Below are 24,734 nucleotides of genomic sequence, written 5' to 3'. Positions count from 1 at the left end.
AGTATTCTTTTTTAAAGAATTGAAACTGGTTTGACAGCGGTCTGTTTATTCTTGTTATTTTTGGGCCGAATGAAAGTATTAGTAACCGGTGCTGCCGGATTTATAGGATCCCATACTGCGGAGCGTCTCCAGGCCTTAGGCCATGAGGTGGTAGCCGTTGACAATTTCTCACCCTATTACGATGTGAGCCTTAAAGAGCGAAATGCTAAGGAGCTTGCTGAAAAGGGAATTACGGTACAATCCGTGGATCTACGGGACGGCCATCTGGAATCTAAGTTGCCTACCGATATTGAGTACATCTTTCACTTTGCAGCGCAACCGGGGATTTCTCAAAAAAGTACTTTTGACGACTATCTGACAAACAATATCATTGCTACTCAGCGGGTATTACAATACACTCAGCATTGTCCCAATTTTAAATTCTTTGTCAATATTGCAACCTCTTCCATTTATGGTTTGGTAGCTACTTATCCGGAAGCAGAGGCTCCTAAGCCGGCTTCTTATTACGGAGTGACCAAATTGGCTGCGGAGCAATTGGTATTGGCTTATGAGCGTGACGGGCTGTTACAAGGCTGTTCCTTAAGGCTTTATTCGGTGTATGGGCCTAGAGAGCGACCAGATAAGCTTTACACCAAATTGATCCTCTGTGGATTGGAAGGCCGCGCATTTCCTTTATTTGAAGGCAGTCAGCAGCATTTACGCAGTTTTACTTATGTGGATGATATTGTAGATGGTATCGTTGCAGTCATTGGTCGAGAAACCTCTTGTAGTGGAGAGGTGATCAATCTGGGAACAGAGACTGAAAGCACTACAGCACAAGGTATCGCTACGGTAGAGGAACTCTTGGGCATGCGCATTGCTATGGATTTAAAGCCTGCACGTCCAGGCGATCAATCCAGAACTAAGGCCAATATCGATAAGGCAAAACTATTGCTGAATTACAATCCACAGACTACCTTAAAAGAAGGGTTAGCTGTTCAGGTGGAATGGGTCAAAAAGATTCAAAAGTCTTAACGCACCATCTTCAAAACTGCAAAGGCTGCTTCAAAGGGTGTGGTCTTTTGTTCATCTAAAAGCGCTTTTTGTACTTTGATCTCGTTAATGATTTCTGGTTTGTTGTAGAAATCATCAAGAACGGCATTGCTTATGGTCTCTTTAAACCAATAGTGTTCCTGTTGATGTCTTTTCTGTGCAAAGGATCCGCTTTCTTGTGTTTGCTCGGTGAACTTCTGTATGAGCTGGTAAATGGCGTCAATACCTTTATTTTCAATAGCGCTGCAGGTAAGCGTTTTGGGTGTCCAGCCGTTCTCTTTTTCTGGGTAGAGGTGTAAAGCCCGATTGAATTCTGCTTTGGCTAAACGAGCGGCCTTTTCATTTTCCCCATCAGCCTTATTGATCACAATGGCATCTGCCATTTCAATGATCCCGCGTTTGATGCCTTGAAGTTCGTCTCCCGCTCCGGCCAGCTTCAGCAGTAAAAAGAAATCGGTCATGGAATGCACAGCGGTCTCACTTTGCCCAACACCCACAGTCTCAATCAGGATGATATCATAACCAGCTGCTTCACAAAGCACAATAGCTTCGCGAGTTTTGCGGGCCACTCCGCCTAAAGAATCTCCAGAAGCAGAAGGTCTAATAAAGGCCTTATCTGCTTTGACTAAGGATTCCATTCGGGTTTTATCTCCCAAAATACTCCCATGACTAATGCTGCTGGAAGGGTCCACAGCAAGTACGGCTACCTTGTGTCCTTGAGCCAATAGCAATTGCCCAAACTGTTCAATAAAGGTGCTTTTTCCCACGCCGGGAACTCCTGTGATGCCAATTCGAATACTGTTTACTGTATGTGGTAAGCAAGCCATGATCAACTTTTGCGCCTGCTCTTGATGCTTTTTTGCCTTGGATTCAATGAGGGTGATCCCTTTAGACAGGGCAGCAGTTTGCCCTTGGAGGATGCCGTTGAGCAGTTGGTCGTAGGACTGCTTTTTGAGGCGATGCTTTTTTATGGAACGCGCCGAGGCTTGGCTAAGACTCTCTGGGCGCTCTATTCCCGGGGTCTCACTCAGAGCCGAATCGAGTTTCTTCTTGGCGCTCATAAATTTTAATGACTCATTTTAACCGGAACCACTACATCATCCCAAGCCAGGATCATGACCATAGAATTTGGCCCATTTTCTGTAAAATTTATAGTGAATTGTTCCATAGCCGTAATGCTTTTGGAAATAGGGACCTCAGTCACCAAGACATCGTAATTGGGATTTCGCGAAGCCTTCGCATTTAAAAATTTCACACCCCAGCCATACATCTTGGAATTGAAGATAATGGTCCATTTGTCCTCATTGGGAATGGTCCAAAGGCTGTATTTGCCTGCGGGAAGGGTTTGTCCGTTGATCCGGATGTCTTCATCAGCCTCAAAGGTAGTGGCTTCATTAGCTCCAGTACGCCAGACTTCTCCGTAAGGTACTAGGCCGCCAAAGATGTCACGCCCTTTTTTTGCAGGGCTACAGTAAAAAACATCCACATGCAGGTTGCCTTGGTTGAAGGTGATGGTCTGTTCCGGACTGTATTTCTTAGTTTGTGACCGCATGATCGGTCCAATAACAAAATAAAACAGTGCGATCAGAAGCAGTACGCCGCCCAAGATCCGCATTAAAATTCCTTTGGATTTACCCATAAATTCTCGTCTTTCTGCTCAAAAGAATAAAGGTAGTAAATTTACAGGGAAGCAATTTTATGTGCCGCGATCAAACTTTTTTTAAATTTTTTGAAACGCTGCCGAAATTGTCTCGTCTTTAGACCGAATAGCAATCCAAAAAAACCATCAAGTGTCCGATCTGCTACTTATAGAGCGATGCAAACAAAACGATAGAAAAGCCCAAATGGCGGTATATAATAAATACTGTGAGGGTATGTTGATCATCGCAAAAAGGTATATGAAAGACACGGCTTTAGCCGAGGATGCCATGCAGGAAGGTTTTATCAAGGCCTTTCAAAAATTGGCGCAATTCAAGGGGGACGTCACCTTTGGAGCCTGGCTCAAGCGTATCGTGATCAATACTTGTTTAGACGCCATCAAAGCACAGAAGGCGGTATGGACAGGTATCAATGAAGAAGTGATGAGCGTGGTAGATGACCAAGACCATACGGTTCCAGATCACGCCACAGTGCAGGAGGTAAAACAAGCAATTGCACAGCTTCCTGAAAAGTATCGCTTAGTAACACAGCTCTTTTATTTAGAAGGGTATGATCACGGTGAGATCGCATCGATCATGAATATTAGTGAGGCGGCTTCCAGAACGAGTTTGTTCCGCGGAAAAAGTCAAATTAAAAAACAACTAAAGCATTTAGACCATGGCACAGGATATTAGAGATTTACTGCAGCGAGATGCCAATAATGAAAAAGCGCAACTCTCGGCCAACCACCAAGATAAGTTTGCCAGCTTATTGGAGGAGCGACTTCCCGAAAAGAAGAAGCCGATGTTCTTGTGGCTCAAAGTAGCCGCCATAGGGATCTTGCTTTTAGGGATAGGATATGTTTTAATGACCAACACCACTGCAGAACCACAGGAGCAAATGGCTGTTGAAGAAACCGTTCCTGCAGATAACCAAGACAATCAAGAAACGACCAAAGGCTTAAGTGATTTCTCTCCGGAGTTTAAAAAACTGGAGGACTATTACACCAGAAGCATCACCATGGGAATTGCCTCACTAGAGGTCAACCCAGAGAATCAAGAATTGATCGACGGCTATATGAGACGCCTGTCGACCTTAGATAAAGAATACAAGAGACTGAATGCGGAATTGGTCAATGTAGGTCCTAATGACCTGACCGTTAACGCTCTGATCGATAATTTGAAATTGCGTTTGGAATTGCTACTCAAACTGAAAAACAAATTACGAGAACTTAAATCAGCAAATAATGAGAACAACAATCAAGTCTAATTGGATATTTGGGCTGCTCTTTTTGAGCACAGCCGCACTCTTTGGACAGGTTAAAGAGCAAAAGACCTTTGACACTGAAAAGGATGTCAATATTCAGGTAAACAGTTCCTATGTGGACTTCGTTTTTGAAACCTGGAATAGAGGAAAGGTAGAAGTTACTGCGGAGTTGATCGGAGACGATCTTACTGCAGAAGAAAAGCAAGAGTTACTAGACGCTTGGGACTTTAGTGTAAGCGGAGATGCAGACAATATTGTCATCACTAGTGGGACGAATTTCTCCATTGACTGGAACGGAGACGCCTTAGAATCTTTGGAAGCTTTAGAATCTTTAGAAGCACTAAAAGAGTTAGAAAATTTAGAGATTAATTTAGAAGGATTGGGAGAAGGCTTAGAAAAACTAGGACCAATGTTGCAGGATGTTTTAGGACCTATGATGGCCAATATGTCAACCAATCCATTACCACCAGATTTCTTAGAAGGACTGGAAGGCCTAGAGTTTGATTACGATGCCTATGAAGCCGACAAAGAGGGTTATATGAAGAAGTGGGAAGCCGAACTGGAAGAGCGCTTTGGAGATGATTTTGAGATCAAAATGGAAGCTTGGGGTGAAGAGTACGCTGAAAAGTGGGAAGCCTGGGGCGAAGAGTTTGGAGAGAAATGGGCCAAAGAATTTGAAGACTGGGGTGAAGAGTTCGGTGAGAAATTCGCTAAGGACATGGAAAAATGGGCCGAAGGTTTTGGAGAAGACATGGAGAAGTGGGGAGAAGCCTTTGGAAAGGATATGGAAAAGTGGGCTGAAGAGTTTGAAGCCGAAATGGAAGAGCTTGAAAAGCAGAATGGTGGAAAGGTATATATCCTCAATGGTGACGGTGTTGACCTTAAAGGAGCACGCCGTGTGATCAAGATCAAGATGCCTAAAGATGCCAAACTGGACCTAAATGTACGTCACGGAGAAGTGAAGTTGGGTGCGGTCAGCAACATCAAAGCCAATCTGAACTACAGCACTTTTGTAGCCAATACTGTTGATGGAGGGGAAACCTCCATCAACGTATCTTATGCGCCAATCTATGTGAAGCATTGGAAGAACGGTGCTTTGGGTGCTGACTATGTGGATACTTGTGTGATCAACCAGGCAGACAACATAACTATGGAAGCCAATTCCAGTAATGTGACCTTTGGAGTTTTGAGTAAAGACGCCATGCTCAACGGGTCTTACGGGGCCTTGGTGATCAATAACTTCGGATCTGAGTTTGAATCCGTGGCCTTGAATCTAGACAATACCGATGCCAATATCTTTTTGCCAGAAGTAGCTTTAGATCTGTTCTTTAACGGAAGAAAGTCGAGCATTGATCTGCCTTCTGGAATGCAAGCTACCTCTAACGAGATGAACGGGAACTCTATGTTAAAGGGGTATCACATCAATTCAAACTCTAACAGACTCATCAATATCACAGCTGCCTATAGCAATATAAAAGTACACTAAGCCTGAATTCATTTTTATGAGCTAAGGCTTTTTACAGTTTTCTAACTACAATTGCGGTGCTTAGGTATTGCGTGTAGTTTGCACATTCTTCAGGGGAGGCACGTACCGTGAAGCTCCCGCTATCCGTCACCCTTAAGGTGATGTTGTTTTGGCCCGTAATGGGCTTTTCGTGATTATACCAGGTAATGTTAGTGGTGTAGGGAAGCAGTAAACTCAGATCTACATATCCACTGTCTTTGATGATAATACTGGATCCCTCGGTGGTAAAATCGCCAGAGGTTTCTACGACCAGATTAGCAAATACCAATTCATCCACTTGTACTTCTGCTGTCCATACTTGCTGCTCATCGAGCTTAAAATGTACGGAATAATAGTTGCCGCGGGCTAGATCCAAGGGAATGATCAACTGCGCTTCATCGGCTCCAGGTATGGGAAGCCTTTCCTTGTCTCCATAAACACGCTGATACCATTGGTAGTCTTCTGCTTCTGTTTCTGAGCAGGTGAGTGCTACGGGACCGCCGTCTGGACAGTAGAGCGTTCTGCCCTCTATGGAGGCTTTGTTTTTTTCTTCTTCTGACATAGTTCATTGTTTTAGTAGGTAAAAGCTACAAAATCAGGTCTTTGGCGTCAATGGGTGAATCTACCTGAATTTAAAACACAAAAAAACCGACAGCCACTGGAGCAGCTATCGGTTTTTGATCCGTTGCTAACCTTCGGATCAACCAACTAAAAACAAGGAATATGAATTAGTCCTTGGTCACTAACCTTTTGGTCATAAAGAACCCGCTTAAGAGTCCTGCACCGGCCATAAAGAAAATCGAACCTGGAAAGGCAATTTCTTCGCTCATGCCTAAAACTTCGTGGAACAGCCCTCCAAAGAAGATCCCGGCACCAATACCCATAGAAAGCAGGGCTAAATTCAAGATTAGAATTTTAGATGTTCCGTGACTACCTCTTTTGTTGCTGAAGAAGATGGAGGCGTCCGCGCCTTTTTCAATTAATGCGAGGCGCTCTTTGTTTCTGGCGCTGATGAATAGATAATAAAGGCCAAATAAGACTCCGAAAATGATTGGAATTATAATTACTTCTGATCCCATAGTAGTATAGATTTTGTTCGTTTTTTGTTTTGATTCAATTTAGATGATCTGATCATTTGCTATTAGGACGACACCTTTTTTAGATCGGTTACAAAAACTTTCAATTATTTTTTTTCGGACCTTTTGTAACCGATTCACAATTTGAGGCGTCTTACCTTAAAATGATCAAGACCACTGACCAACACCATATCGAGCAAACCCTTGCAGGAAATCCTCAGGCTTTTGGGGAACTGGTAAGGCGCTACCAAGACTATGTCTATACGGTGGTTAATCGAATGGTGCAGCACAGGGAGGAGGCACAAGAGATCACGCAAGATACCTTTGTTAAGGCCTACAGTTCTTTAACGAGTTTTAGAGGCGATTCCAAGTTTTCTTCTTGGCTCTACACCATAGCCTACAGAAAGACCTTAGATCGGCTAAAGAAGAACAAGCGATATGTGGCCTATGAAGGTTTGGAGCAGATCTCAGATGCCGATCAGGATGTGGAAACGCATGGTCTCAAACGCATGATGGCTCAGGAGCGATCGGAAGCGATCAAACAAGCCATAGCGGCTTTAGATCCGGTAAGTTCTGCCTTGATCACTTTTTATTATTACGAAGAAATGTCGGTCAAAGAGATTGAAGCCATCACCGATTTGACCGCAGACAATATTAAAGTTAAATTGCATCGTGGACGTAAACGTCTGCTGAGTTTACTGCAGCAGAGTAACTTCCCAGAAATACAACAAAGTTATGGAACCCTTTAAAGATCCAAAAGACGCATTGACCAGAAAGTATATGAACGAAGCCGGTGTAGACCCAGCTCCGGAGGATACCTATATGGCAATTATGGATCAGATCACTGCGCTGAACACGTATTCTTTGGTCTATAAGCCTTTGATCAGCCGTAGGGGATGGGCACTGATCCTCGGTGGTTTTGTACTCTTTCTCATCGGTATCTTTTGGTTGCCGATAGAGCGCTTCTACTTAAATAATCTGCCTGAATTGACCTCGTTTAACCTGAGTGAGTATTTAAGTGGAATCCAGATGTCATCAACCACACTTTATGCCATTGGTTTCTTAGGGCTGTTCCTAGTACAGTTGCCCTTTCTCAAACGTCTTTTGGATTCTAAAAAAGCTTAGAAGAGTTGTTCCAATACATAAACGCCATCGTCACCGTGGCGGAATACACCGCGAACTTCCTCCGCAGCATCGCCTACAGCATCTAATGGGCCGCAGAGACCAGAACAATCAATTGGAATTTGTCCGTCTATTGTAAAGCCAAGTGTAGTATTTCCACGGATCCAATTGTAATAGAAGGAAGACGGGTAAATACGCGTTAGTGGTACGGTGAAACTGGTTTCTAAAGGCACTTCGGTCTTGCTGTCTACACTGATCAGTTCATAGCGCGTATTGATGAACTCTGTTCCAGGATTGCGCACTGCAATGCGATTAACAGTGAGCTCATAAGTGAATCCGGGTTCGAAATCGAAGCCTTCAATAAAGGCAGCTTCAATGTATTGATCGGTTCCGATACGGTCTTCTTCTTGAATCAACAATACCAGATTCAATGAAGTGAGTGAGGTGGTCTTAAAGTGGTTGACAAAAAGGTTGATGGTGTCTTCGGCTTGACTGCCGTCGTCAGAGGAACAGCCAAAAGCTACAGCTGCAAGCATCATCAATCCAAAAAGCTTTGATTTCATAACGAAGAGTTTAAGTTTTACTCTTAAGACTGTCACACCCCTTTAGGGTTGCGTCCCACTATAAAAATAAGCATAAAAAAAACCGCCTTGATTATAAAGGCGGTTTTCATTTTTACTGCGGATGGGATTAATCCTCGGTAAGTACCCATTCTCCTTTGTCTAATAAAGGAATGGCTTGTTTGTACTTCACGGTTTTGGATTCACCACTCATCACGTGTTTGATGGTCACCTTTTCGTTACGCCCGATCTTTGGACGTTCTCTGGTGATGGTTTCTGTTACTTGCTGTTGCTGTCCTTGGGTGTTTCCAGCAGCACGAGCTTGAGCAGCGCGTTCATCCATGTTAGGGATCTCGTCTTTTTGGGTAGTGAGTTTGTCGTTAGACTTCACTTGACGTGCCTCTTGAATGTTCTGATTCTCCTGAGGCAATTCTCCTTTGTACAAGAATGAAAGTACTTCCTTGTTCACCTTATCGATCATCTCTTTAAAGAGTTCAAAGGCTTCAAACTTATAGATCAAAAGCGGATCTTTTTGCTCGTGTACAGCCAACTGTACCGATTGCTTCAACTCGTCCATTTTTCGCAGGTGGGTCTTCCAGCTGTCGTCAATAATGGCCAAGGTGATGTTCTTCTCAAAATCTTGAACCAATCGCTTACCTTCAGTCTCATAGGCCTGCTGCAGGTCTGTAGCTACGTTCAAGGTTTTAACACCGTCGGTAAAAGGTACCAAGATGCGCTTGTATTTATCGCCTTGGTTCTCGTAAACATTTTTGATCACTGGGAAGGCTTGAGCCGCAGCGCGTTCCATCTTATCTTGATAGTGTGCGTAGGCCGCTGTGTAAACGGTTCCAATGATATCGTTCTCATTGCCCGCGTCAAATTCCTGCTCACTTACAGGTGAGCTCATGGAGAAGTAGCGGATCAATTCAAATTCAAAATTCTTAAAGTCTTTGACCGGTTTGTTGGCTCCAACAATACTCTCCACGGTATCGTAGATCATATTGGCAATGTCCACACGCAAACGCTCACCAAACAAAGCGTGGTAACGACGTTTGTAAACCACCTCACGTTGGGCGTTCATCACATCATCGTATTCCAAAAGACGCTTACGAACTCCAAAGTTGTTCTCTTCTACCTTTTTCTGCGCACGCTCAATAGACTTAGAGATCATGGAGTGTTGGATCACTTCTCCTTCCTTAAGTCCTAAACGGTCCATCATTTTAGCAATTCGCTCGCTACCAAACAGACGCATCAAATTGTCCTCCAAAGACACGTAGAATTGTGAACTTCCTGGATCTCCTTGACGTCCGGCACGTCCGCGTAGCTGGCGGTCCACACGTCTGGAATCATGACGTTCTGTACCAATGATCGCTAAACCACCGGCTTCTTTGATCTGCTCGGTAAGCTTAATATCCGTACCACGACCGGCCATGTTGGTTGCAATGGTCACCTGTCCAGGCTTTCCTGCTTCTGCAACAATGTCGGCTTCTTTTTTGTGGAGTTTTGCGTTCAATACATTGTGCTCCACATTGCGGATGCCCAACATACGGCTCAAAAGTTCTGAGATCTCTACAGAAGTCGTACCGATAAGTACCGGTCTTCCAGCGGCAGAGAGTTCGGTAACTTCATCGATCACCGCGTTGTATTTCTCTCGCTTGGTCTTATAAATCTTGTCTTCACGATCGTCACGGGCAATTGGGCGGTTGGTTGGAATTTCCATCACGTCCAATTCGTAGATCTCCCAAAGTTCTCCTGCTTCAGTGATCGCCGTACCAGTCATCCCCGATAGCTTGCGATACATTCTAAAGTAGTTCTGTAGGGTAATGGTAGCAAAGGTTTGGGTAGCCGCTTCGATCTTTACGTTCTCCTTGGCTTCTATCGCTTGGTGTAGTCCGTCGCTGTATCGACGTCCATCCATAATACGACCCGTTTGCTCATCTACAATCATCACTTTATTGTCCATCACCACGTATTGGGTGTCCTTTTCAAAAAGTGTGTATGCTTTTAAAAGCTGATTCAAAGTGTGGATGCGTTCACTCTTTACAGAGAAGTCTCTAAAGAGGTCTTCTTTGAGTTCAGCTTCTTCTTCTTTGGACAGCTCTTGGGCTTCGATCTTAGCGATCTCGGTTCCCATTTCTGGCATCACAAAGAAGTTTGGATCGTCTTTACCCGAAAGGAATTCAACTCCTTTGTCGGTAAGTTCGATCTGATTGTTCTTTTCTTCAATCACAAAATAGAGTTCGGCATCTACCTTAGGCATTTCGCGATTGTTGTCTTGCATATAGAAGTTCTCGGTCTTCTGCAAGAGTTGTTTGATCCCTTCTTCAGAAAGGTATTTGATCAAGGCTTTGTTCTTTGGAAGTCCTCGGTAAACGCGTAGGAGTTGCAATCCACCTTCTTTGGTGTCACCAGCGGCGATCAACTTTTTGGCTTCTGCTAAAACTCCCGTAAGCAGCTTGCGCTGTACGTTTACAATGTCTTGGATCTTGGGTTTGAGTTCGTTGAATTCGTGACGATCTCCCTGCGGAACAGGTCCAGAGATGATCAGCGGCGTACGCGCATCATCGATCAAAACCGAATCCACCTCATCCACAATCGCATAGTGATGCGGACGTTGTACTAGATCTCCAGGTGCATGAGACATATTATCACGCAGATAGTCAAAACCAAATTCGTTGTTGGTTCCGTAGGTGATGTCTGCGTTATAGGCCGCACGACGCTCAGCAGAGTTCGGGCGGTGGTAATCAATACAATCCACACTCAATCCGTGGAATTCAAAAATAGGAGCCATCCACGCGCTATCACGCTTGGCCAGGTAATCGTTTACGGTTACTAAGTGCACTCCGTTCCCGGCAAGTGCGTTGAGGTAAACCGGTAGGGTAGCCACAAGGGTTTTACCTTCACCCGTCTGCATCTCAGCAACCTTACCTTGGTGCAGGGCAATACCTCCCACCAACTGTACGTCATAGTGTACCATGTCCCAAGTCACCTCTTTGCCAGCGGCATCCCAAGAGTTGGCCCAAATCGCCTTGTCACCGTCTAAGGTTACATAGGCTTTGGTTCCAGAAAGCTCGCGGTCAAAAGCGGTAGCAGTTACTTCCAAGCTGCTGTTCTCTGCAAAGCGCTTGGCTGTTTCTTTGATCACAGCAAAAGCTTCAGGCAGGATCTCATCCAATACCTGTGTTTCAATTTCGTAAAGACTGTCCTTAAGCTGATCGATCTCTGCGTAAATATCTTCCTTGCGTTGGATGTCACTAACTTCTTCAGCTTCTTTGGAGAGTGCATCTAATTGTGCTTTGGTCTCTGCTTGGGCATCGCGCAATTGTGCTCTAAAGTCATCAGACTTGCCGCGAAGTTGATCCAAACTGAGTTGAGCCATATCGGCTTCTTTCGCTTTGATCTGGTTTACGAGCGGTTGGATTTCGCCCAGATCTTTCTTGGCTTTGTCGCCAACAAATACTTTTAATACGTTATCTAAAAGACCCATGTCTTGTGTGTTTCTTTTTTAGCGGTATAACTCAGGCTTCTTTTTATTCAGACTGAAAAATGCAAACAACTGTAAATCAAGGGAATTCATCCGTTTGGTTTTTCCCCGAACAGCAGTTCAATAGTACACAAAAAAAAAGCCTCCTGCGAGACTTTTTTATTTATAGTGGATTAATATTCATCCTCGTTCCAAAGGTAATCTTCGTCCGTGGGATAATCCGGCCAGATCTCTTCGATTGAATCGTAAGAGTCACCTTCATCCTCAATGGCTTGAAGATTCTCAACAACTTCAAGAGGGGCTCCCGTACGAATTGCGTAATCGATCAATTCATCTTTGGTAGCAGGCCAGGGTGCGTCGCTCAAATATGACGCTAGCTCTAAAGTCCAGTACATAGCACTTGTTGCATTTAATTTTTGCAAAAATAATTTTTTAGATCAAAAAGTCAAGTAAAATCTAAATTATTTGTCCGTGAATAAAAAGAACGTAAGAATATCAATATAATACACTGATATTCAGTTGGTTAAAAATGATTAATATTTTTCCTTTGCTGAGGATGGATTTTAGAGTCGATTTAATACTTCTCTGGAATCCACTTGATTTCCTCGGCTTGCAATTCTTTGGTCAACATCCGTGCCAACACAAAAAGGTAGTCAGAAAGTCGGTTCAGGTATTGCAATACGGCTGGATCTACAGCCTCATAATCGTTCAGTTGTGCTGCTAAACGCTCACTACGACGGCAAACACAGCGCGCTATGTGACAGAATGACACCGTTTGATGTCCCCCGGGCAAAACAAAGTGCGTCATGGGTGGCAACAGTTCATTCATACGGTCCATTTCATGCTCTAAAGCCTCAATGTCCTCGGTATTGATCTTTGGGATGTTCAAGCGTTCTTTACCACTTTTTAAAATTGCCTTTTCGGGATCTGTTGCCAGAATAGCTCCAACGGTAAAAAGCTTATTCTGCAGCACCTCCAAAAACTTTTTGTGGTGCGTCTCTATAGCTTGATCGCGTATAAGCCCAATGTGTGAATTGAGTTCGTCTACGGTGCCGTAACTTTCTATTCTGATGTGGTGTTTGGGAACGCGTGTTCCTCCAAATAGGGCAGTGGTGCCTTTATCTCCGGTCTTGGTGTATATCTTCATGGTCCTTTCTTTTTTCATAGTACCGATTGCGGAACGATCGGTTCTTGCGATTCCGTGTCACTTGTGCATTGCGCTGATTCCAGAAAAGAATGAGCACCAACAGCAGTAAAAGACCGCCAACTACAAAATAAGGATTTTCAAGATAGGCCTCCACGGAATTATTTGGTTCGGGTGTCTGATTCGATCATACCATCTTTAAGACGAATCACCCGATGCGCGTGGGCCGCAATATCTTCTTCGTGAGTTACCAGAATCACCGTGTTACCGCTGGCGTGTATCTCATCAAAGAGATTCATGATTTCCAAAGAAGTTTTAGAATCCAAGTTACCGGTTGGCTCATCTGCGAGAATGATAGAAGGCTTGTTGACCAGCGCGCGTCCAACTGCTACCCTTTGGCGCTGCCCTCCGGAAAGTTGGTTTGGCTTGTGGTCCATACGATCGGCCAGGCCTACGTCAGTCAAAACTTCCTCTGCACGTTTGGAACGCGCTCCTTTGGAAGCCCCGGCATAGATCATGGGCAAGGCCACATTCTCTAAAGCGGTGGTACGCGGCAACAGGTTAAAGGTTTGAAATACAAACCCGATCTCCTTGTTGCGGATGTCGGCCAGTTCGTCATCGGTTAGGTTACTAACGTCTTGTCCATTGAGTATGTAAGAGCCGTCGGTAGGGGTGTCCAGACAGCCTAAAAGGTTCATCAAAGTAGATTTTCCAGAACCCGATGGTCCCATCAAAGCCACGTACTCGCCCTGGTTGATATCCAGATCGATTCCTTTTAAAACCTTTACGACTTCTTGTCCTAGCGGGAAATCCCTTTTAATACCGCGGATCTTAATTACTGTACTCATAAAAACACCGATGGTTTATAGTATGCAAGATACTTCATTCTACGCACATAAGACGTAGACAGGCGGGCATTGTTACAATCTTAACACAAAATGTTGTTTGGGTTGTTCTTTGCGAAAAAATACCCACCCCCAATCAAAGGAATCTATGGTCACAGTGACCTCAGGATGGGCTTTTATTTGCTCCCAAGCTTCCGTCATTTCTTTAGACCAATAAATGTCATCCAGAATGAGTAGACTATCGTTGTGGAGCTTGGGTAACAATTGCTCAAAGGTGAATAAGGTAAAATCTTTAGTGTGGCCGCCGTCTAAATAGACCAGATCCCAGGCTTGATTATCCTCATTGAGGAAATCCGTGAATAAGGCGTTCACTGCGCTAATATTTTTTAAACCGAACTGCTCAAATCCTTTAACAGCTTCAGCGAGGGTATTGGGGCAGCGTTCTACGGTGGTGAGTTTTCCTTCTGGATGCCCAATATGCATGGCTACGGTTCCTTTACCCAGAGAGGTTCCGAGTTCCAACATGTTTTGCGGTTTGAAGTAGGCTGTGACGCTGGCCATGAGCTCTTGGATCTTCTGATTCATTCCAGCAACCTTGGCAATCTGATCAATGCCCCGCTCTTCATTTTTAAAAACACGTGAACCTGCTCCAAAATCTTCTACCTTGATTTTGAGCTTTTGCCCAATTAGGTATTTATAGTGTTTGGGCAATAATTGTCTCAGCTCAAGTGGAATTCGAGTTTTTACGCCTTCGGTGATCAGCTTAAATACAAAAGGGGAGTGGACGGCATGCTCATTCTTAGAACGCCATAAAAATTGCAGGTATTTGAAAAACTCGTACATGCTATTCTTCCAACTTCATGGAGAGTTCAAACCAACGCTCGGTTTTCTGTTCCAAAGAATTGATGAGTTCTTGAAGTTTTAAGGACTCTTCGTTGATCTTATCGGTGTCCCAATCCGCTGTGGCAAAGGCGGCTTCTAAAGCATCTTTTTCTCGTTCTAATTTGGCAATATCGCGTTCTAAGGCCTTGTATTCTTTTTGTTCGTTATAGCTGAGTTTGGCCTTGGCTTTAGGGTCTTTCCAGTCTGTTTTTTCTTTCTTCGGACTTTTTGCAACCGGATCACTGCTGTCCTCATAAGCCCTAAAGTCACTGTAATTCCCAGGGAAATCTTCAATAAGCCCATCGCCTCTAAACACCAAAAGGTGATCCACTACCTTATCCATAAAATAGCGGTCGTGAGAAACTACGATCAAACAACCTGGGTAGTCCAAAAGAAAACTCTCCAAGACATTCAAAGTGACTATGTCTAGATCATTGGTCGGCTCATCCAGGATTAGAAAGTTCGGATTGCCAATCAGCACCGTACACAGATAGAGACGCTTACGTTCGCCACCGCTGAGCTTTTCAACATAGTCGTATTGTTTTTTGCGGTCGAATAAAAAGCGTTCCAACAGTTGCCCAGCAGAGAGTTGACGTCCTTTTTTAAGCGGAATATAATCTCCAAACTCGCGGATCACATCGATGACCTTTTGTCCCGGCTTGACTTCAATCCCGGCCTGCGAATAGTACCCGAACTTTACCGTCTCGCCAATAACGATCTTTCCGGCATCGGGTTGAGAAACTCCCGTGAGCATATTTAAGAAACTTGACTTTCCGCTACCATTGTTACCAATAATCCCAACCCGCTCACCACGCTGAAAACGGTATTCGAAATTTTGAGTGATCACTTTGTCTCCAAAGGCTTTGCTGACCTTGTGAAACTCAGCAATTTTGGTGCCCAAGCGCTCCATATTGAGCTCCAATTGTAGTTCATGCTGCTTGCGCCTTTGATGAGCTCTCGCCTTGATCTCGTGAAAGTCATCAATGCGCGATTTACTTTTGGTGGTCCGCGCTTTGGGCTGTCTGCGCATCCAATCCAATTCCTTTTTGTAGAGTTGAACGGCCTTGTCGGTTTCTACTTCAAACTGCTCCATTCGCGCTTGACGCTTATCCAGATAGTAGGCATAGTTGCCTTTATAAGAAAACCATTGTCCATTGTCTAATTCAACGATCTCATTGCAAACTCGATCTAAAAAATAACGGTCGTGCGTCACCATGAACAGACTCACTTTTTCTCGCGTAAAAAAGGCTTCCAACCATTCTATCATCTGCAGGTCTAGATGGTTGGTGGGTTCGTCCAAAATCAACAGATCCGGAATGTTGATCAAGGCATGGGCTAAGGCCAAACGCTTCTTTTGCCCACCCGAGAGATTGGCCACCTTTTGATCTAATTTGGTCAATTGAAATTTAGACAGCACTGTTTCAATTCGGTTTTCAAAATCCCAAGCTTGAGCTGCCTCCATCGCATCAAAGGCGCGTTGAAGCCCTTCAGTATCGTCTGGGTTCTTGAGAGCTACATGGTAATTGTCAATAATTTGCAGTGTGGGTGAATCGGTGTGATAGATGGTTTCTTTTACCGTGAGATCATTTCTCAAGCTGGGCTCCTGAGGCAGGTAAGCCACATTGAGCTCTTTTCTAAAGACAACCTGACCGCTGTCTGGGGCCTCTGTCTTGGCCAAGATATTCAGGATGGCCGTCTTGCCCGTACCGTTCTTGGCCACAAAACCGATCTTCTGCCCTTGGTTGATCCCAAAGGAAATGTCCTCGAACAAAACGCGTTCGCCGTATGCCTTGGCAATATGTTCTACTGATACGTAATTCAAGTGCTAAACTTTAGCCCAAAAATAATCAGAAAATACAGCATCACTGGGATTTCTTTTTATTATTAGGTTGGTTAAGTTATATTTGCTGAAGAGGCGCTAATTTTTACATTTTCGCGTTTATTAGAAAATGAAATTGCCCTCGCTAACTAAACCAGTTAAACGCTTAATGAAGTACGCCGTTTTATATGCCCTAGTGGCTGTCCTTCTTTCCTTTTCGTCGTGTATTCCCACCAAAAGACTTTCCTATCTGCAGGAAGACCTTGAAGCGCAGAACGATTCTCTGATCGCCTTGAGAAAGGTCATGCCTCCATACCGGGTTCAGGTTAACGATATGTTGAGTATCAGAATTAAAGCCTTAGACCAAGAATTGGTGGCTATGTTTAATCCCATTGGGGAGAGCAACTTGAACGCTACAGGAGAACAACGTTTGTACTATGATGGTTTTACGGTGGATCAGCATGGAAATATTCGCGTACCGACCTTAGGTGAGGTAAACGTTTTAGGATATACGGTGGAGGAGATCCGAGAAATGATTGAAAAACGTCTGCTGTCCGATTACTTCAAAGAAGATGCAAACATCTTTGTGACTGTGAAACTCGCTGGGATCCGTTATGTGATCAATGGGGAGATAAGCAGACCAGGCTCCAACGTGATCTACAGAGAGCAAGTGAGCATTATGGAAGCCATTGCCACCAATGGAGACATTCGAATTACTGGTGATCGCACCGATGTGATCATTGTGCGCCAATATCCTCAGGGACAAAAAGTACACCATATTGATCTCACCACCATTGATGCGGTGAATTCACCATACTATTATATACAGCCTAACGATCTTATTTTAGTCAATCCGTTGCCTCAGAAATCTATTGGATCTGGAACTACAGGATTGTCTTCCTTTACCACCATACTCACAGTGATCACGGGACTCACCTCTATAATTCTTCTGGCAACCCGATTGTAGTATGAGTAAGGAATTTGAAATAGAAGACGTAGAATACAATTTTGACTTCAAGGGCTTACTCTTGTCATTGTTGAAGCACTGGCCTTTATTCTTGATTGCTTGGGGTATTGGATTTGCTATTGCTTATTGGGTCAATGTTCGGAAATTACCGGTCTATACCATGAGCAATATGATCTCCATCAAGGACGATCAAAACCCGTTTTTTACCACCAACACCAGCTTAACTTTCAATTGGGGTGGAACTACAGACAAGGTGAATACAGCGTTGATCATTTTACGCTCCAGAACGCATAACGAGGCTGTGGTAGACAGTTTGCAGTTCTACACGAATTATCTGCGCGATGGTAAATACCAACGTACGGATGCGTATAAGTTGGTGCCTTTTGAATTTAAGGCAGATACCTCACGCTATCAGGTATTGAACGTACCCGTTACGGTGACGGTCAAAGACACTGCGCGGTTTACCGTGGAGGCTCAGTTTGATCCTAGAGATTACCGCCTGTCTCATTACGGTCGTAAGAATACCCGCGGGTGGACTCCCAAGCAAACAAGCTATAAAGAAGACTTCTTTTTTGGGGATACCATTACGTTACCTTTCTTAAACGGGGTCTTCGAATACAAAAAATACAGGGGGAAACTAAACACTCCTTACTACATCAGTTTTTCGCGTTACTATCAGGTGATCAACCGTTACCGAAAGATCAATGTGTTTAGTGAGTCTGACGGGTCATCTGTATTAGTAATGCGCCTCAACGGAAACAACAAGGCGCGTCTGGTGGATTATCTGAATACCTCAGCAGAAATACTGCAGAAAAACCTCTTAGCGCGTAAAAACCTTTTTGCCACCAAGACCATTGACTTTATCAATGAGAGTTTGGATCAGCAATCCGACTCCTTGAATTTTGTGGAGAGTGAGCTGAATACCTTTAAGGAATCTAAAGGGATTTACAACCTAAACGAGGAAGGTACTGAGCTTTCTAGAAAGCTCCGGGCCTATGATCTAGAAATTGAAAATTTAGATCGTCAACTCAAATACTTCAAAAGATTAGAAGATTATCTACTCACACGCACCAATTATTCCGATGTACCAGCACCATCTGTAGCTGGGATCGAGGAAGGTGCAATTGCAAGCGGGGTAGCTCGAATTGTGACCTTGTCGGAAAGACGCAGTCGCTACCAATATTCCATGCAAGAAGGCGCTCCAGCTTTTCAAGAATTGGATCGAGATATTGATGCTGTCAAAACAGTATTATTGGAGAATATCGAAAGCAGTACGGAGCTGGTCAGTCAAGATATTCAAGACCTGAGAAGTAAGATCGCTGAGAACGAATCCGCAATCCGTAAACTGCCTAAAGAGCAGCAGGAATTACTTAAAATAGAGCGTAAATACAATTTGACTTTAGGGACTTATAATCTCTTTTTAGCCAAACGCAGTGAAGCCAATTTGGTCAAGGCGGCAAACATCAGTGACGTCTTGATGATCGATGCGGCCAAAGACACCGGTGGTGGGCAAATAGGGCCTAATACCAGCTTGAATTATGTGCTGGCGGGTATCTTAGGGTTCTTTATTCCGTTCGTATTGGTTTTTATTCGATTCCTTTTGAACAATAGAATTCAGCACGGTCAAGATATCAAGCGTTTGTCCAATATTCCTGTTTTGGGGGTTATTGGCAAAAGCTCTGTTTCTGGTAATCTGGCTGTTTTGGAAAGGCCAAAATCCGCCATTGCAGAAAGTTTTAGAGCGGTGCGATCCAGCTTGCAGTTTATGTACAAAAAGCAGGGTGTAAGTGGAGCCAAAACCGTTTTGATCACCAGTTCCATCAGTGGGGAGGGGAAAACGTTCTGCTCCATTAATATTGCCTCGGTATTTGCCTTGAGTAATAAAAAGACCATTCTTTTGGGCTTGGATTTGCGCAAACCAAAGATCTTTGGTGATTTTGACATCCAAAATGATATCGGGGTGGTCAATTATTTGATCAAGGATGCGACCTTGGAAGAGATCGTTCAAAATACTTCCATTCCAAACTTACAGGTAATCACTTCTGGGCCGGTTCCGCCAAATCCATCAGAATTGCTGATGAACGAGCAGATGGATGAACTCATGGAACGCCTCAAGGAAGAATACGATTATATCATTCTAGACTCGCCGCCATTAGGCCTTGTGACCGATGCCATTCAGCTGGTAAAGTATTCTGATGCGAACATTTATGTGGTGCGTCAAAACTATACGCAAAAAGGCATGCTGTCCTTCATTAATGAGAAGTATAAGAATGGAGAGGTGTCCAACATCAGCTTTGTATTGAACTACTTCAAACAACGTCAAGGATACGGCTATGGTTATGGCTACGGCTATGGTTACGGCTATGGCTACGGCTATGGTGCCTATGGCAATGGTTATCATGAAGGTCCAGAACGCAAATCATTCTGGAAACGAATTACCCGAATATTCAATAGAAAAAAATAAGCCTCAAAGGTCTTCTTGGTATGCAGAAACCCGAGAAAATAGGAATTGTTGGATTAGGTTATGTGGGCTTGCCTTTGGCGGTCGCATTTGCTTCTCAGTACAAGGTGGTTGGATTTGATATAAATGCTGACCGTATTGCCCGTTTAAATGCCGGACATGACAGCACCTTAGAGGTTAGTGATCAGGATCTAAAAGTCGCTTTAGCGGGTCAAGGCAATGGAAGTTTGACCTTGACGGATACTGCCACAGACCTAGCGGAGGTAGATTTTTATATTGTGACCGTTCCCACTCCGATTGACGAATTCAATCAGCCTGAACTAACTCCTTTGATCAAAGCCAGCGAGACCTTAGGGCCACTTTTAAAAAAGGGAGATATAGTTGTATATGAATCAACTGTGTATCCTGGAGTGACAGAAGAGGTCTGCGTGCCAATTTTGGAAAAGCACTCTGGGCTGAAATTCAATGAAGATTTTTACGCAGGCTACTCTCCAGAACGAATCAACCCAGGAGATAAAAAACATACGGTTACCAAGATTCTAAAGGTGACCTCAGGCTCAACGCCAGAAGCGGCCGACTTGATCGATTCGGTTTACGCTTCTGTGATCACGGCAGGGACTCATTTAGCGCCAAGCATCAAGGTAGCAGAGGCTGCCAAGGTCATTGAAAACTCCCAAAGAGATATCAATATTGCTTTTGTCAACGAACTCTCCAAGATCTTTAGGGTATTGGATATTGATACCCAAGCGGTATTGGAAGCGGCGGGAACTAAATGGAACTTCTTAAAGTTCACTCCTGGTTTAGTGGGTGGACACTGTATTGGAGTAGATCCTTATTATCTCGCCCAGAAAGCGATTGATTCTGGTTACAATCCAGAAATCATTTTAGCGGGAAGGCGCATGAATGACAGTATGGGAGAGTACGTAGCGCAAGAAGTCATCAAGTTGATGATCGCCAAAAATGCGACCATTAAAGGCGGAAAGGCATTGGTGCTGGGAATTACTTTTAAAGAGAATTGCCCAGATACCAGAAACACCCGAGTGGTTGATCTCATTGAAGCCTTGAGTGGTTATCATTTACAGGTTGATATTTTTGACCCCTGGGCCAAGCAGCAGCAAGTATCTGCAGAATACGGACTCTCTGTGATCAATAAGGCCGATGAACTCGATGCTGATTATAACTGTATTGTGCTGGCCGTTGCTCATGACGCTTTTCAAGGTGTTGATCTGGACGCTTTGAAGGCCAACAACTCTGTAGTGTTTGACGTAAAAGCATTTTTACCTGAATCTCAAATTGACGGTAGACTATAGCCCTTTTCTATGATTTATCACAACCAAGCTTTATCGGACTTAAAATTTTTGATCACTGGCGGTGCTGGCTTTATTGGCAGTAATCTGGTGCAATACCTGTTGGATCATGGTGCTGGACATGTCCGTGTGCTGGATAACCTTTCCAACGGTTACAAAGAAAACATTACCCCCTTTTTATCGGCTCCAAATTTTGAGTTTATAGAAGGAGATATTCGAGACTTACAGACTTGTAAAGATGCAATGGAGGGCATGGATTATGTTTCTCATCAGGCGGCTTTGGGTTCTGTACCTCGTTCTATCAATGACCCCATTACCAGTAATTCGGTAAATGTCTCCGGCTTTCTGAATATGTTGGTGGCTCAGAATGAATCAGATACCGTAAAGCGCATGGTTTATGCCGCAAGCAGTTCTACTTATGGGGATAGCAAGGCGCTGCCCAAAGTAGAGGAGCGCATTGGGAAACCTTTGTCGCCCTATGCGGTCACTAAATTCGTCAATGAGCTTTATGCCGATGTATTTTATAAAACCTATGGAACACCAACCATTGGATTGCGTTATTTCAACGTCTTTGGACCCAAGCAAAGCCCTAATGGAGCTTATGCTGCGGTTATTCCATTATTTATGAATGCTGTGAAAAACAATGAACCGCCGACCATTCACGGAGACGGCAGTCAAACACGTGACTTTACCTTTGTCCAAAATGCAGTAGAAGCCAATATTCGAGGCATGTTTGCCAGTGAAGAGGCGGTTAATGAAGTCTACAACATTGCATTTGGAGAGCGCATTAGTATCCTTGAGCTGTGGGAACATTTGGCGGACTTATCTGGAACTGATATTCAACCGAATTTTGGAGAGACGCGTAGAGGAGATGTTAAAGACTCTTTGGCCGACATCGGAAAAGCGAAAAGACTACTCGGTTACGATCCGCAGTATTCCGTAAAACAAGGGTTGGGCGTAACTTGGGAATATTTTAAAAAGCATTAAAGCCTCTCGCTTGGGCAGATCTTAGTGTCATTAAGCGAAATATAAAAGACCTTAATAAAGATGGTATCCCACCAGCATCAGTGTATTTTCATTCACATTTCTAAGTGTGCAGGTACCACTGTAGAAGAAGCTTTTGGTGTGGACACCACAGGTGATGCTAAGATGGGCTATGGGTGGAATGAGGCCTTGAGGATTCATTTGCAGCACGCTACACCTAGTGAACTTTTGGCCTCTGGCTTGGTTACTCGTCAGCAATGGGACAGCTATTATAAGTTCATTGTGGTGCGCAATCCGTATGCGCGTTCGTATTCTGATTATGCCTGGGTCATGCTAAACGGTGACGTATGGGGAACATTTCAAGACTTTATTCATGCCAAAGCTGCCTTCACGGACCGAATGACCAAACGCACGGTAGATTATATGGGTGAGCATTTACGGCCGCAATCGGATTATTTCCTTTTGGAAGGGGAGCCGGTTGTTTATGATCAGGTGATTCGATTGGAGTCTGCCAAATCAGGTTTCCAAACCCTTTGTGAGGCCTTGAATTTGCCTCAAGATTTTTTTAAGGCCTCGGCCAATGTAAACAAGAAGAAGTTGCCGCATTATTCTTGGTTCTATACTAAAAATCGGAAGAAACTCGTCGACCTAAAATACAAGCAAGACCTCCTTGATCTAGAATACCATTTTGAAGACAAAAGACCAACTTCATTAAATCTTGTGAATGATCTGTTGCTGATCTTTGGTAAGAATGGTAAACTTAATTTTAGATTGAAATATCCCTATTTAGCGCATCGATGGGGCAATGTTAAACGCAGAATTACGGACTGATGCGACACGGAATTCTCATAACCGCCTTTAAGGACCTCCAGCAATTGGAGGTCATCTCGTCTTGCTTTGATGAGCGGTTTTCGCTTTATGTTCATATTGATAAAAAGACCCAGGTCAGTGATGGCGTAATCAAAAAACTAGAGGCTCTTGAAAATCTAGTCTTCATTAGTCAAGAGTATATGGTCAATTGGGGAGGTTTGAATCATTTGAAGGCCATTTTACATTTGTGTGAACGAGCCATTGAGGATGAATCACTCACTTACTTCCATTTGATCACCGGGCAGGATCTGCCTATAAAAACGGCCGATGAATTTATTGCGCATTTTTCAAGTCTAGGCGGTAAAAGCTATTTAGAAAACTTCACCATGCCTGCTGCTTGTTGGAACAACGGAGGCTGGGATCGGATCTTGTTGTATAACCTCTACGATTCTTTAAATGCCAAAAAGCATATGCATTGGATTCAGAAGCTCTTGTCCATTCAAAAGCGGTTGGGATTCAAGCGGAACTATTCCAAAGATCTACCGCCGCTGTACGGAGGTTCTACGTATTGGAGTTTACATCGATCCGCAGTAAAACAAGTGGTGGACTATACCCGTGAAACACCAGCCTTGCTAAAACGGATGAAATACAGTTTTTGCAGTGAAGAGTTTTATTTTCAGACTATTTTGATGAATTCCGATTTGAAAGATAGTTTTGATACAGACAATAAACGCTACATACTCTGGGAAGAAAAACACGGCAGTAAACCGGGAATTTTAGACCTAGAAGATTGGACTCAAATTAAGCAAAGTGATGCCTTGTTTGCTCGAAAAATGGACTGGAATCATTCCGCCGGTTTGATAGAAAGAATTATGGAAAAGCATCAAAATGAAGACAAGGCGCAAGAATAATAAGGAATCCCGCCAAAAAAGAAGTATTTTGAGCCTGTAAAAGCTAACAACCCAAAAATTACCTACTCAGCATGAGCGAACAACGGGTGACCGTTTATACCAACCAAGGAAACACCAGCTTTCTCAAAGTACTCAGAGCCAGTATTTCTGATATTTTCAATTCTGGATTTTTGGCCAGACAGATCGCCATCCGCGATATCAAAGCGCAGTACCGACAGTCTTATCTGGGAATTCTTTGGGCTTTCATCACTCCGTTGACCACGGCATTGGTTTGGGTGTTTTTACAGTCCACAGGGACGGTACAACTCACGGACACCGGCATTCCTTATCCTGTTTATGCCTTTAGTGGAACCTTGATCTGGTCCATAATTACAGGAGCCATCAATGCACCTCAAATGAGCACTAGTAGTGCTAAGAGCATCATCTCAAAGATCAATTTCCCTAAGGAGGCCTTGTTGCTTTCGGGTATCTATAAATTGCTTTTTAATGCAATTCCCAAGATCTTATTATTGATCATTCTATTGGTGATCTTTGGTGTGGACTACCAGCATTCTGCTTGGCTGTTCCCTTTGGTCATGTTGGGTGCAGTATTCTTCGGGTTCACGCTTGGTTTGATCCTGACTCCCATAGGGCTTTTATACAACGATATTTCCAAATTGGTGATGACCGGGCTGCGGTTTATGATGTATCTCACCCCTGTAGTATATATGATTCCTGCTGATGGGATCATGAAAACCATCATGGAGTGGAACCCTTTTAGTCCCATGATCCTATTAGCGCGCTCTGTTTTAGTAGGAACGCCGAGCGATCATTTGGGATATTATTTTTTGGTCCTGCTTTGTTGCGTGCCCATTTTACTTCTAGGTTTGGTCTTTTACCGAATCTCAATTCCAATCATTGTTGAACGCAGTAGCTCATAAGT

24 protein-coding genes are annotated in these 24,734 nt (G+C 43.8%); 13 read left to right on the top strand and 11 right to left on the bottom strand.

The annotated features are described in order from the left end of the window. The first annotated feature begins 69 nt into the window (after window positions 1-69). Window positions 70-1,014, top strand: a complete 945-nt coding sequence (locus POW22_RS14845; protein ID WP_272833550.1) for an NAD-dependent epimerase/dehydratase family protein — start codon at window positions 70-72, stop codon at window positions 1,012-1,014. On the opposite strand, the gene meaB is transcribed toward POW22_RS14845, so the two are convergent. Together meaB and POW22_RS14835 are read right to left on the bottom strand one after the other, a co-directional pair. After that, a complete protein-coding gene (meaB, locus tag POW22_RS14840; protein WP_272833549.1) occupies window positions 1,011-2,093 on the bottom strand; it encodes a methylmalonyl Co-A mutase-associated GTPase MeaB in 1,083 nt (360 codons plus the stop codon). The two genes, POW22_RS14845 and meaB, sit on opposite strands and share 4 nt — an antisense overlap. A 5-nt stretch (window positions 2,094-2,098) precedes the next feature. Then, the gene (locus tag POW22_RS14835; RefSeq protein WP_272833548.1) at window positions 2,099-2,671 is read right to left on the bottom strand and encodes a DUF2911 domain-containing protein; all 573 of its coding nucleotides are present in this window, start codon (window positions 2,669-2,671) and stop codon (window positions 2,099-2,101) included. A 151-nt stretch (window positions 2,672-2,822) separates the two neighbouring features. Between POW22_RS14835 and POW22_RS14830 the strand changes: the two genes are divergently transcribed. The 3 genes from POW22_RS14830 to POW22_RS14820 are packed head-to-tail and all read left to right on the top strand — an operon-like array spanning window position 2,823 to window position 5,422. Next, window positions 2,823-3,365 (top strand): RNA polymerase sigma factor, encoded by a 543-nt coding sequence (locus POW22_RS14830; RefSeq protein WP_272833547.1) that lies wholly within the window; start codon window positions 2,823-2,825, stop codon window positions 3,363-3,365. After that, entirely contained in the window at window positions 3,349-3,939 is a 591-nt protein-coding gene (locus POW22_RS14825) for a hypothetical protein (RefSeq protein ID WP_272833546.1), read from the top strand. Before POW22_RS14830 ends, POW22_RS14825 begins: the two co-directional genes overlap by 17 nt. Next, entirely contained in the window at window positions 3,917-5,422 is a 1,506-nt protein-coding gene (locus POW22_RS14820; RefSeq protein ID WP_272833545.1) for a TipAS antibiotic-recognition domain-containing protein, read from the top strand. The genes POW22_RS14825 and POW22_RS14820 overlap by 23 nt, the downstream gene beginning before the upstream one ends. A gap of 31 nt (window positions 5,423-5,453) precedes the next feature. Here the strand turns inward: POW22_RS14820 and POW22_RS14815 are convergent, their stop codons facing one another. Both POW22_RS14815 and POW22_RS14810 read right to left on the bottom strand, forming a co-directional pair. Further along, on the bottom strand, window positions 5,454-6,002 hold the full coding sequence (locus tag POW22_RS14815; RefSeq protein ID WP_272833544.1) for a hypothetical protein: 549 nt from the start codon (window positions 6,000-6,002) through the stop codon (window positions 5,454-5,456). 166 nt (window positions 6,003-6,168) lie between these two features. Beyond that, the gene (locus tag POW22_RS14810) at window positions 6,169-6,519 is read right to left on the bottom strand and encodes a DUF6249 domain-containing protein (RefSeq protein WP_272833543.1); all 351 of its coding nucleotides are present in this window, start codon (window positions 6,517-6,519) and stop codon (window positions 6,169-6,171) included. Between the two features lie 161 nt (window positions 6,520-6,680). Here POW22_RS14810 and POW22_RS14805 point away from each other — a divergent pair, with 161 nt between their 5' ends. Both POW22_RS14805 and POW22_RS14800 read left to right on the top strand, forming a co-directional pair. After that, the gene (locus POW22_RS14805; protein WP_272833542.1) at window positions 6,681-7,265 is read left to right on the top strand and encodes an RNA polymerase sigma factor; all 585 of its coding nucleotides are present in this window, start codon (window positions 6,681-6,683) and stop codon (window positions 7,263-7,265) included. After that, window positions 7,252-7,641 carry a hypothetical protein gene (locus POW22_RS14800; protein WP_272833541.1) on the top strand — a complete coding sequence of 130 codons (390 nt, stop codon included), beginning with the start codon at window positions 7,252-7,254 and terminating at the stop codon, window positions 7,639-7,641. The genes POW22_RS14805 and POW22_RS14800 overlap by 14 nt, the downstream gene beginning before the upstream one ends. On the opposite strand, the gene POW22_RS14795 is transcribed toward POW22_RS14800, so the two are convergent. The 7 genes from POW22_RS14795 to POW22_RS14765 form a co-directional block, all read right to left on the bottom strand. Continuing rightward, the gene (locus POW22_RS14795) at window positions 7,638-8,201 is read right to left on the bottom strand and encodes a DUF4377 domain-containing protein (protein ID WP_272833540.1); all 564 of its coding nucleotides are present in this window, start codon (window positions 8,199-8,201) and stop codon (window positions 7,638-7,640) included. The two genes, POW22_RS14800 and POW22_RS14795, sit on opposite strands and share 4 nt — an antisense overlap. Before the next feature lie 127 nt (window positions 8,202-8,328). After that, window positions 8,329-11,685 (bottom strand): preprotein translocase subunit SecA, encoded by a 3,357-nt coding sequence (gene secA, locus POW22_RS14790; protein WP_272833539.1) that lies wholly within the window; start codon window positions 11,683-11,685, stop codon window positions 8,329-8,331. Between the two features lie 170 nt (window positions 11,686-11,855). Beyond that, a complete protein-coding gene (locus tag POW22_RS14785; RefSeq protein WP_008272287.1) occupies window positions 11,856-12,077 on the bottom strand; it encodes a DUF2795 domain-containing protein in 222 nt (73 codons plus the stop codon). Window positions 12,078-12,256: 179 nt separating this feature from the next. After that, window positions 12,257-12,829 (bottom strand): cob(I)yrinic acid a,c-diamide adenosyltransferase, encoded by a 573-nt coding sequence (locus tag POW22_RS14780; RefSeq protein ID WP_272833538.1) that lies wholly within the window; start codon window positions 12,827-12,829, stop codon window positions 12,257-12,259. Window positions 12,830-12,987: 158 nt separating this feature from the next. Beyond that, a complete protein-coding gene (locus POW22_RS14775) occupies window positions 12,988-13,674 on the bottom strand; it encodes an ABC transporter ATP-binding protein (protein WP_272833537.1) in 687 nt (228 codons plus the stop codon). Between the two features lie 72 nt (window positions 13,675-13,746). Continuing rightward, window positions 13,747-14,514: an O-methyltransferase gene (locus POW22_RS14770; protein WP_272833536.1), complete on the bottom strand. Its 768-nt coding sequence runs from the start codon at window positions 14,512-14,514 to the stop codon at window positions 13,747-13,749. Window position 14,515: 1 nt separating this feature from the next. Continuing rightward, window positions 14,516-16,375 (bottom strand): ABC-F family ATP-binding cassette domain-containing protein, encoded by a 1,860-nt coding sequence (locus POW22_RS14765; protein WP_272833535.1) that lies wholly within the window; start codon window positions 16,373-16,375, stop codon window positions 14,516-14,518. 166 nt (window positions 16,376-16,541) lie between these two features. Between POW22_RS14765 and POW22_RS14760 the strand changes: the two genes are divergently transcribed. From POW22_RS14760 to POW22_RS14730, 7 genes are all read left to right on the top strand, one after another. Next, window positions 16,542-17,339, top strand: a complete 798-nt coding sequence (locus POW22_RS14760) for a polysaccharide biosynthesis/export family protein (protein ID WP_272833534.1) — start codon at window positions 16,542-16,544, stop codon at window positions 17,337-17,339. A 1-nt stretch (window position 17,340) separates the two neighbouring features. After that, window positions 17,341-19,803: an exopolysaccharide transport family protein gene (locus tag POW22_RS14755; protein WP_272833533.1), complete on the top strand. Its 2,463-nt coding sequence runs from the start codon at window positions 17,341-17,343 to the stop codon at window positions 19,801-19,803. Between the two features lie 20 nt (window positions 19,804-19,823). After that, on the top strand, window positions 19,824-21,110 hold the full coding sequence (locus POW22_RS14750; RefSeq protein WP_272833532.1) for a nucleotide sugar dehydrogenase: 1,287 nt from the start codon (window positions 19,824-19,826) through the stop codon (window positions 21,108-21,110). Window positions 21,111-21,119: 9 nt separating this feature from the next. Beyond that, entirely contained in the window at window positions 21,120-22,094 is a 975-nt protein-coding gene (locus tag POW22_RS14745) for an SDR family oxidoreductase (protein WP_272833531.1), read from the top strand. 60 nt (window positions 22,095-22,154) lie between these two features. Further along, the gene (locus POW22_RS14740) at window positions 22,155-22,922 is read left to right on the top strand and encodes a sulfotransferase family 2 domain-containing protein (protein WP_272833530.1); all 768 of its coding nucleotides are present in this window, start codon (window positions 22,155-22,157) and stop codon (window positions 22,920-22,922) included. Continuing rightward, window positions 22,922-23,812: a beta-1,6-N-acetylglucosaminyltransferase gene (locus POW22_RS14735; RefSeq protein WP_272833529.1), complete on the top strand. Its 891-nt coding sequence runs from the start codon at window positions 22,922-22,924 to the stop codon at window positions 23,810-23,812. The genes POW22_RS14740 and POW22_RS14735 overlap by 1 nt, the downstream gene beginning before the upstream one ends. A gap of 71 nt (window positions 23,813-23,883) precedes the next feature. Then, complete coding sequence (locus POW22_RS14730) at window positions 23,884-24,732, top strand: ABC transporter permease (RefSeq protein ID WP_272833528.1); 849 nt, start codon at window positions 23,884-23,886, stop codon at window positions 24,730-24,732. The last annotated feature ends 2 nt before the right edge of the window (window positions 24,733-24,734 follow it).

It is taken from the genome of Gilvibacter sediminis (assembly GCF_028561565.1).
In the GTDB taxonomy this organism is placed as follows: Bacteria; Bacteroidota; Bacteroidia; order Flavobacteriales; family Flavobacteriaceae; genus Gilvibacter; species Gilvibacter sediminis.
This window is presented reverse-complemented; position numbering and strand designations above follow the sequence as displayed.

What these genes read in the sequence shown, in the direction of transcription:
- POW22_RS14845 (WP_272833550.1), top strand. Translation starts at nt 70, where the DNA reads ATGAAAGTATTAGTAACCGGTGCTGCCGGATTTATAGGATCCCATACT.
- meaB (WP_272833549.1), bottom strand. Translation starts at nt 2,093, where the DNA reads ATGAGCGCCAAGAAGAAACTCGATTCGGCTCTGAGTGAGACCCCGGGA.
- POW22_RS14835 (WP_272833548.1), bottom strand. Translation starts at nt 2,671, where the DNA reads ATGGGTAAATCCAAAGGAATTTTAATGCGGATCTTGGGCGGCGTACTG.
- POW22_RS14825 (WP_272833546.1), top strand. Translation starts at nt 3,349, where the DNA reads ATGGCACAGGATATTAGAGATTTACTGCAGCGAGATGCCAATAATGAA.
- POW22_RS14820 (WP_272833545.1), top strand. Translation starts at nt 3,917, where the DNA reads ATGAGAACAACAATCAAGTCTAATTGGATATTTGGGCTGCTCTTTTTG.
- POW22_RS14815 (WP_272833544.1), bottom strand. Translation starts at nt 6,002, where the DNA reads ATGTCAGAAGAAGAAAAAAACAAAGCCTCCATAGAGGGCAGAACGCTC.
- POW22_RS14810 (WP_272833543.1), bottom strand. Translation starts at nt 6,519, where the DNA reads ATGGGATCAGAAGTAATTATAATTCCAATCATTTTCGGAGTCTTATTT.
- POW22_RS14805 (WP_272833542.1), top strand. Translation starts at nt 6,681, where the DNA reads ATGATCAAGACCACTGACCAACACCATATCGAGCAAACCCTTGCAGGA.
- POW22_RS14800 (WP_272833541.1), top strand. Translation starts at nt 7,252, where the DNA reads ATGGAACCCTTTAAAGATCCAAAAGACGCATTGACCAGAAAGTATATG.
- POW22_RS14795 (WP_272833540.1), bottom strand. Translation starts at nt 8,201, where the DNA reads ATGAAATCAAAGCTTTTTGGATTGATGATGCTTGCAGCTGTAGCTTTT.
- secA (WP_272833539.1), bottom strand. Translation starts at nt 11,685, where the DNA reads ATGGGTCTTTTAGATAACGTATTAAAAGTATTTGTTGGCGACAAAGCC.
- POW22_RS14785 (WP_008272287.1), bottom strand. Translation starts at nt 12,077, where the DNA reads ATGTACTGGACTTTAGAGCTAGCGTCATATTTGAGCGACGCACCCTGG.
- POW22_RS14780 (WP_272833538.1), bottom strand. Translation starts at nt 12,829, where the DNA reads ATGAAGATATACACCAAGACCGGAGATAAAGGCACCACTGCCCTATTT.
- POW22_RS14775 (WP_272833537.1), bottom strand. Translation starts at nt 13,674, where the DNA reads ATGAGTACAGTAATTAAGATCCGCGGTATTAAAAGGGATTTCCCGCTA.
- POW22_RS14770 (WP_272833536.1), bottom strand. Translation starts at nt 14,514, where the DNA reads ATGTACGAGTTTTTCAAATACCTGCAATTTTTATGGCGTTCTAAGAAT.
- POW22_RS14760 (WP_272833534.1), top strand. Translation starts at nt 16,542, where the DNA reads ATGAAGTACGCCGTTTTATATGCCCTAGTGGCTGTCCTTCTTTCCTTT.
- POW22_RS14755 (WP_272833533.1), top strand. Translation starts at nt 17,341, where the DNA reads ATGAGTAAGGAATTTGAAATAGAAGACGTAGAATACAATTTTGACTTC.
- POW22_RS14750 (WP_272833532.1), top strand. Translation starts at nt 19,824, where the DNA reads ATGCAGAAACCCGAGAAAATAGGAATTGTTGGATTAGGTTATGTGGGC.
- POW22_RS14745 (WP_272833531.1), top strand. Translation starts at nt 21,120, where the DNA reads ATGATTTATCACAACCAAGCTTTATCGGACTTAAAATTTTTGATCACT.
- POW22_RS14740 (WP_272833530.1), top strand. Translation starts at nt 22,155, where the DNA reads ATGGTATCCCACCAGCATCAGTGTATTTTCATTCACATTTCTAAGTGT.
- POW22_RS14735 (WP_272833529.1), top strand. Translation starts at nt 22,922, where the DNA reads ATGCGACACGGAATTCTCATAACCGCCTTTAAGGACCTCCAGCAATTG.
- POW22_RS14730 (WP_272833528.1), top strand. Translation starts at nt 23,884, where the DNA reads ATGAGCGAACAACGGGTGACCGTTTATACCAACCAAGGAAACACCAGC.